The organism is Anaerolineae bacterium, assembly GCA_016931895.1.
Taxonomy (GTDB): domain Bacteria; phylum Chloroflexota; class Anaerolineae; order 4572-78; family J111; genus JAFGNV01.
Genome location: JAFGDY010000168.1, coordinates 1 through 5,145, shown reverse-complemented (window position 1 = coordinate 5,145; position 5,145 = coordinate 1). Strand labels below are relative to the sequence as shown.

At 55.5% G+C, this 5,145-nt stretch carries 4 protein-coding genes; 2 read left to right on the top strand and 2 right to left on the bottom strand.

Annotated features, from left to right (window positions below):
- Positions 1-81 precede the first annotated feature (81 nt).
- On the bottom strand, positions 82-1,368 hold the full coding sequence (locus JW953_12875) for a PD40 domain-containing protein (GenBank protein ID MBN1993586.1): 1,287 nt from the start codon (positions 1,366-1,368) through the stop codon (positions 82-84).
- Positions 1,369-1,615: 247 nt separating this feature from the next.
- Here JW953_12875 and JW953_12870 point away from each other — a divergent pair, with 247 nt between their 5' ends.
- Together JW953_12870 and JW953_12865 are read left to right on the top strand one after the other, a co-directional pair.
- Complete coding sequence (locus JW953_12870; GenBank protein ID MBN1993585.1) at positions 1,616-1,759, top strand: hypothetical protein; 144 nt, start codon at positions 1,616-1,618, stop codon at positions 1,757-1,759.
- A 920-nt stretch (positions 1,760-2,679) separates the two neighbouring features.
- Positions 2,680-3,225 carry a PH domain-containing protein gene (locus JW953_12865; protein MBN1993584.1) on the top strand — a complete coding sequence of 182 codons (546 nt, stop codon included), beginning with the start codon at positions 2,680-2,682 and terminating at the stop codon, positions 3,223-3,225.
- Between the two features lie 239 nt (positions 3,226-3,464).
- On the opposite strand, the gene JW953_12860 is transcribed toward JW953_12865, so the two are convergent.
- Positions 3,465-5,054 carry an SUMF1/EgtB/PvdO family nonheme iron enzyme gene (locus tag JW953_12860; protein ID MBN1993583.1) on the bottom strand — a complete coding sequence of 530 codons (1,590 nt, stop codon included), beginning with the start codon at positions 5,052-5,054 and terminating at the stop codon, positions 3,465-3,467.
- Positions 5,055-5,145 lie beyond the last annotated feature (91 nt).

The window sequence follows — 5,145 nt, the reverse complement described above, 5'->3', positions numbered from 1 at the left end:
GATGACTTAAAAAAACGGCTGGAGGCTCTTCATAATTTTATGACAATTTAGCTTCACCCTAAAAACTTTTGAAATGAAGGTCTAGTTCTTGATGACCAGGGGCAGGTAAACAGGGGCTGGGCCGCTGGCCAGCCAGATTTCGTATTGATCATCAGCAATTCCCTGGCCCAAGAAGTCGGCATCACTGTGAAAGGCGATTTTGCTGCCATCGCTGTTGATACTGGGGTACCAACTGACCCGGCCCACCGCGCCGGTGGTGACGCGGGTGCGGGTCATGGTGGCCGTGTCGTACAGCCAGATTTCGAGTTGATCATCAGGAATCCCCTGGCCCAGGAAGTCGGCATCACTGTGAAAGGCGATTTTGCTGCCATCGCTGTTGATACTGGGGATCTGGCTGTCCCGGTTCAACCCGGAAGTAGTGACGCAGGTGAGGGTCATGGTGGCCGTGTCGTACAGCCAGATTTCGTTTTGATCGTCAGGTATCCCCTGGCCCAGGAAGTCGGCATCACTGTGAAAGGCGATTTTGCTGCCATCGCTGTTGATACTGGGAGCCTGGCTGTCCCGGTTCAACCCGGAAGTGGTGACGCGGGTGAGGGTCATGGTGGCCGTGTCGTACAGCCAGATTTCGTATTGAAACTGGGCAATCCCTTGGCCCAGCAAGTCGGCATCACTGTAAAAGGCGATTTTGCTGCCGTCGCTGTTGATACTGGGGTACACGCTGTCCCGGCCACTGGGCGAAGCGGTGGTAACGCGAGTGAGGGTCATGGTGGCCGTGTCGTACAGCCAGATTTCGTATTGAAACTGGGCAATCCCTTGACCCAGCAAGTCGGCATCACTGTCAAAGGCGATTTTGCTGCCGTCGCTGTTGATACTGGGGTACCGGGTGAACCGGTCACCACTGCCCGCTTTGGTGGTGACACGGGTGCGGGTCATGGTGGCCGTGTCGTACAGCCAGATTTCGTATTGACCAGCAGGAATCCCATGGCCCAGGAAGTCGGCATCACTCACAAAGGCGATTTTGCTGCCATCGCTATTGATACTGGGAGCTTGGCTGTCCCGGCCCCCACTCCCCACGGCGGTGGTAACGCGGGTGACGGTCATGGTGGCTGTGTCGTACAGCCAGATTTCCCATTGCTCATCAGCAATCCCCTGGCCCAGGAAGTCGGCATCACTGTAAAAGGCGATTTTGCTGCCGTTGCTGTTGATACTGGGATACAGGCTGTTCCGGGCACCACTACCCGCGGCGGTGGTGACGCGGGTGAGGGCGTAGGTGTTGGCGGCCCACAGGCCGGTGGTCAGCAGCATCAGCAGTAGGCCGGCCAGGGCGATACTCATCCCAAGTTGGCTTAGTTTTTTGAGGTGTTTCATTGGTTGGTTTCTCCTGTTGGTTAATAATGTTTTTGGGTGGTGGTTAAACAGTGAGTGAAAGCATGTCATTTCGAGGAACGCAGTGACGAGAAATCTCCTTGAGATGTTCGTTTTAAGGAGAGTCTGAGGGGATTTCTCGCTCCTATCGTCGCTCGAAATGACATGCTGAAAATCCTCATCACTTACAACTTTACCACTACCTGTTTTTGATAGTTGCAGTTATTTGCCCGGCGCGTCTCCTTTTTTGGTGATGGTTAGAACTCGGCTGGCCGGGATGAAGCAGGCCGTGGTAGTGTTGGGCGGGCACCTGCCGGGCCTGGGCCGGAAACAAAAAAAACGCGCCAACAGCGTTGTCTTTGGGCAGACAATTGCTATTGGCGCCTATGGTTAACGCGGTCGCTATCGGGTTGGAGTCCCCGGTTAGGGAGGCGAGGCAGATAAAAACAACTGGATAGAGGTGGTCTTACCTTTTCCTTCCGGGAAAAGGTTTTAAAATATTGGGGCTTCAATGGATTGATAGCCATTTGACGCCACTCCACGCCGTTCCATTTAGTAGGATACCTCAAATATTCTTTTTTGTAAACCCCAAGTGAAGCCATCCCCTGCACCCAACGGAGAGACTGCTTACTGCCCCTCTGCCCCCGGACTAACCTCCTATTTACCTCCCGGAGGTTGGTTGATAGCATCAAAGTGGGGTATACTAACTTAACCAGGCTCAGTGAATCAAAATTGTAACACAAGCTGTTAGTTTGGGCGGGTCACCCTGGCAGACTAACCGACGTTGCATGTCGTAATTTGAATCTGCTGAAGCTATTCAACGAGGGAGACGACCCATGCGCCGCAGACTACTTCTTATTGGCCTTGCTTTTCTTTTGCCACCCTTTTTGTTTTGCTGGATTTTATTAATTGAGCCGCCTGGCTCCCCTAGCTGGGCCGCCCCACCGGAGCGCCCACGAAACCATTACCCTGACCCTGTTGATCGGCTCCGCCCCCCCCAGGTGTTTATCTGACGAATACTCTCACGGCTACGGTGCTGGCCGGAGAGCCGTACACCGATGACAACGTAGCCACAGCCATCACTGCTACGGCCGGTGCTGCCGGTAGCCGTCTGCCTATTATACTCAATAGTAGCCCTGCCGGGCCTGCCCCTGGCTCCCGGTGACGCCATCACCCTGACCACGGGCGGCCCTCTCATTCAATCTTCCAGGATTTTGTTGCAAACCACCGCCTTTGTTTTGACAGCTTGGTCATCTTGGATTAAAGTCACAGGGATTTTATATCCCATTTGCGGAACAAGGAGGTTATCCCATTATGTCGGTTACGGAAATACAGGCCAAAGTAAAGGCTGCGCTCTGGCAGGCTGTGGCCCAGAGCGGGGTGGATGTTTCGGCGGTGCCTCAAAAAGAAATGGATAAATTAATTGGGGCGATGACCGAGGGTGTTTTGCAGGAAATTGACGATGTTTTAAGCGAGGCGTCTGGCAAACCGGCTTCGGCTGCGACCAAGCCGGAGGACGATGATGATGAGGCGGAAAAGATTTTGTGGGAAGGCCGTCCCTTTTTGTCGCTACGGGTTCATTACCAGATCACCAGCGAGCGGGTGCGCATTTCCGAGGGCTTATTGGGCAAAGAGCGCGAGGATATTGAACTGGTGCGCGTCCAGGATATTGACCACAGCCAGAGTTTAACCGAACGGGCCTTCAACCTGGGCGATATTTATCTGCGCAGCCACGACCCCAGCCGGCCGGAAGTGGCGCTCAACAATGTTTCCAATCCAGAGGAAGTGCACGAAATCCTGCGCCGGGCCGTGCTCAAAGCGCGAAAGCGGCACGGCATGAGTTACCGCGAAGAGATGTAGCGTTGTAGCCCGGACCCCAAGAAGCCGTCTGAAAAAGCATGTCATTGGGCGTATGTAGAGGTTGGGGGGGCTTTTTGCGGCATGTCATCCATTCGCTACCTTCAAGACAGGTTTCGAGGAACGAAGTGACGAGAAATCTCCTCAAACCGAATATTTTAAGGAGATTTCTCGTTCCGTTACACTCCACTCGAAATGACATGATAGCCGGAAATCCCGTCCAGGTGAATCCCCCCCAACGGTTACATGCGCCCCAAAGAGGGAGCCACTCCCACTGCCACTCTAAAGCCGATACTCCAGTTCCAGATTCTAAAGTTGAGCCTGAAGCGAGACGCTGTCCGTGCCGCAGCCTTATCATTATTGCAGGATCCTCCCCGTAATACTTTAAGCCTTTTACCGTAATCTTCGTCTTGATAATGACTGCCGGGATAAGCTTTAAAGTCGCTAGCCGTCCACTCCCACACATTGCCGGCCATATCGGCGCAGCCGGCCGGGCTGTCACCATCGGGTGAGTATTGGCCGACAGGGGTGGTTATGCCCAGGCCGGCTTCTTTGGTGTTGGCTCTGTTTTCCTGCCATTCGTCGCCCCAGGGGTAGCGGTGGCCGTCGGTGCCGCGGGCGGCGCGTTCCCACTCGGCTTCGGTGGGCAGGCGGTAGGGTTTGCCGGTGGTTTCCGCCAACCATGTGCAATAAGCAGTGGCATCTCGCCAACTGACGTTGGTCACCGGATGGTCGGCCAATTCGTCGGAGAATTGGCCTTTTTCCCAGTGAGAGGGAGTTTCGCGGCCGGTGGCGTCTACAAAAGCCTGGTACTCCAAATTGGTGACCGGGTAGCGGCCAATCTCGTAGGCAGGCATTTCAACGGTGTGTTGGGGCGTGCTTCTGAGGATAAATTCGCCAAGTTGTTCGGCCTCTTCCGGCGGCGTGCCCATCACAAACTTGCCTTCTGGAATTTGGATCAACTCCGGCTCAAACCCCAGCCGGGGGGCGCGGCGGGGAGAAACCGTTGCCCGGTGGGGTTCGGTTTCCACGCGGCCGGCCAGGGTCAGGTAAAGGCGCAAATCGGTGGGGGTCAAAAAACGAAAACAGGCGTGGTTGTCGTTGGGAAAGAGGCGGAACAGGCGGCGCAGGCCCGCCCGCTGGGCAAAGGGTTCCAGAGGGCCAGGCAGAGCGGCTTTGGGCGGGGTTTCGGAAACCGGGCTGCCGCTTTCTTCAGCCTCCTCTGCTCCCGGCTCATCCCGCTGGTCCACAAAATAAATCTCCAAATCACGCAGGTAGCGCGGGGACAGTTTGAGCAAATCGTACAAATCCGGGTGGCTGTGCTGGATAACCACTAATTTGGCCAGGCGGACGGGGGTCAGCACTTCGCTTAACAACGGGCCGTCCGTGGGATTGGCGTCTGCGCCCACCTTGAGGCGACGTTTCCCGGCCAGTTTCCACAGCAGCAAAAAGATATTGATGGCTCGTTTGATCTGGCGAGGGTTGGGGTCCAGGCCCAGGGCAAACACGTCCACGCATTGCGGCTGGGGCGGGGGAAAGTCAACCTGTAACTGCTCCACAAAGCCGCGCATGTCCTGCACGTCAATATCGGGCAGGATGAAAGGCACCTGGATGATCTTTTCCAGGTAGTGGGCGCTTTCTGCCGGGGCCAGGGCCGTTTTATACCGCAGCCTGACGCCTTCCTGCACTTTGGCCGGGTCCACGCCCAGCACAAAAATGCAGCCCGGCACATCCAGGAAGAGTTTGATAGCTTCCAGCACTTCCACGGTGCGTTCCGGCAGGCAGCGATCCAGGTCGTCCACAAACACCACCAGCCGGTTTTGGCGGGCCACTATATACTCGACTTTTGCAGGAGAATAGGAAAGGGAAAAAAGGGATAAAAAAGGGGCAAAATAGTTGGGATTGAAGGGCTAGCAGTTGGTC

What these genes read in the sequence shown, in the direction of transcription:
- JW953_12875 (MBN1993586.1), bottom strand. Translation starts at nt 1,368, where the DNA reads ATGAAACACCTCAAAAAACTAAGCCAACTTGGGATGAGTATCGCCCTG.
- JW953_12865 (MBN1993584.1), top strand. Translation starts at nt 2,680, where the DNA reads ATGTCGGTTACGGAAATACAGGCCAAAGTAAAGGCTGCGCTCTGGCAG.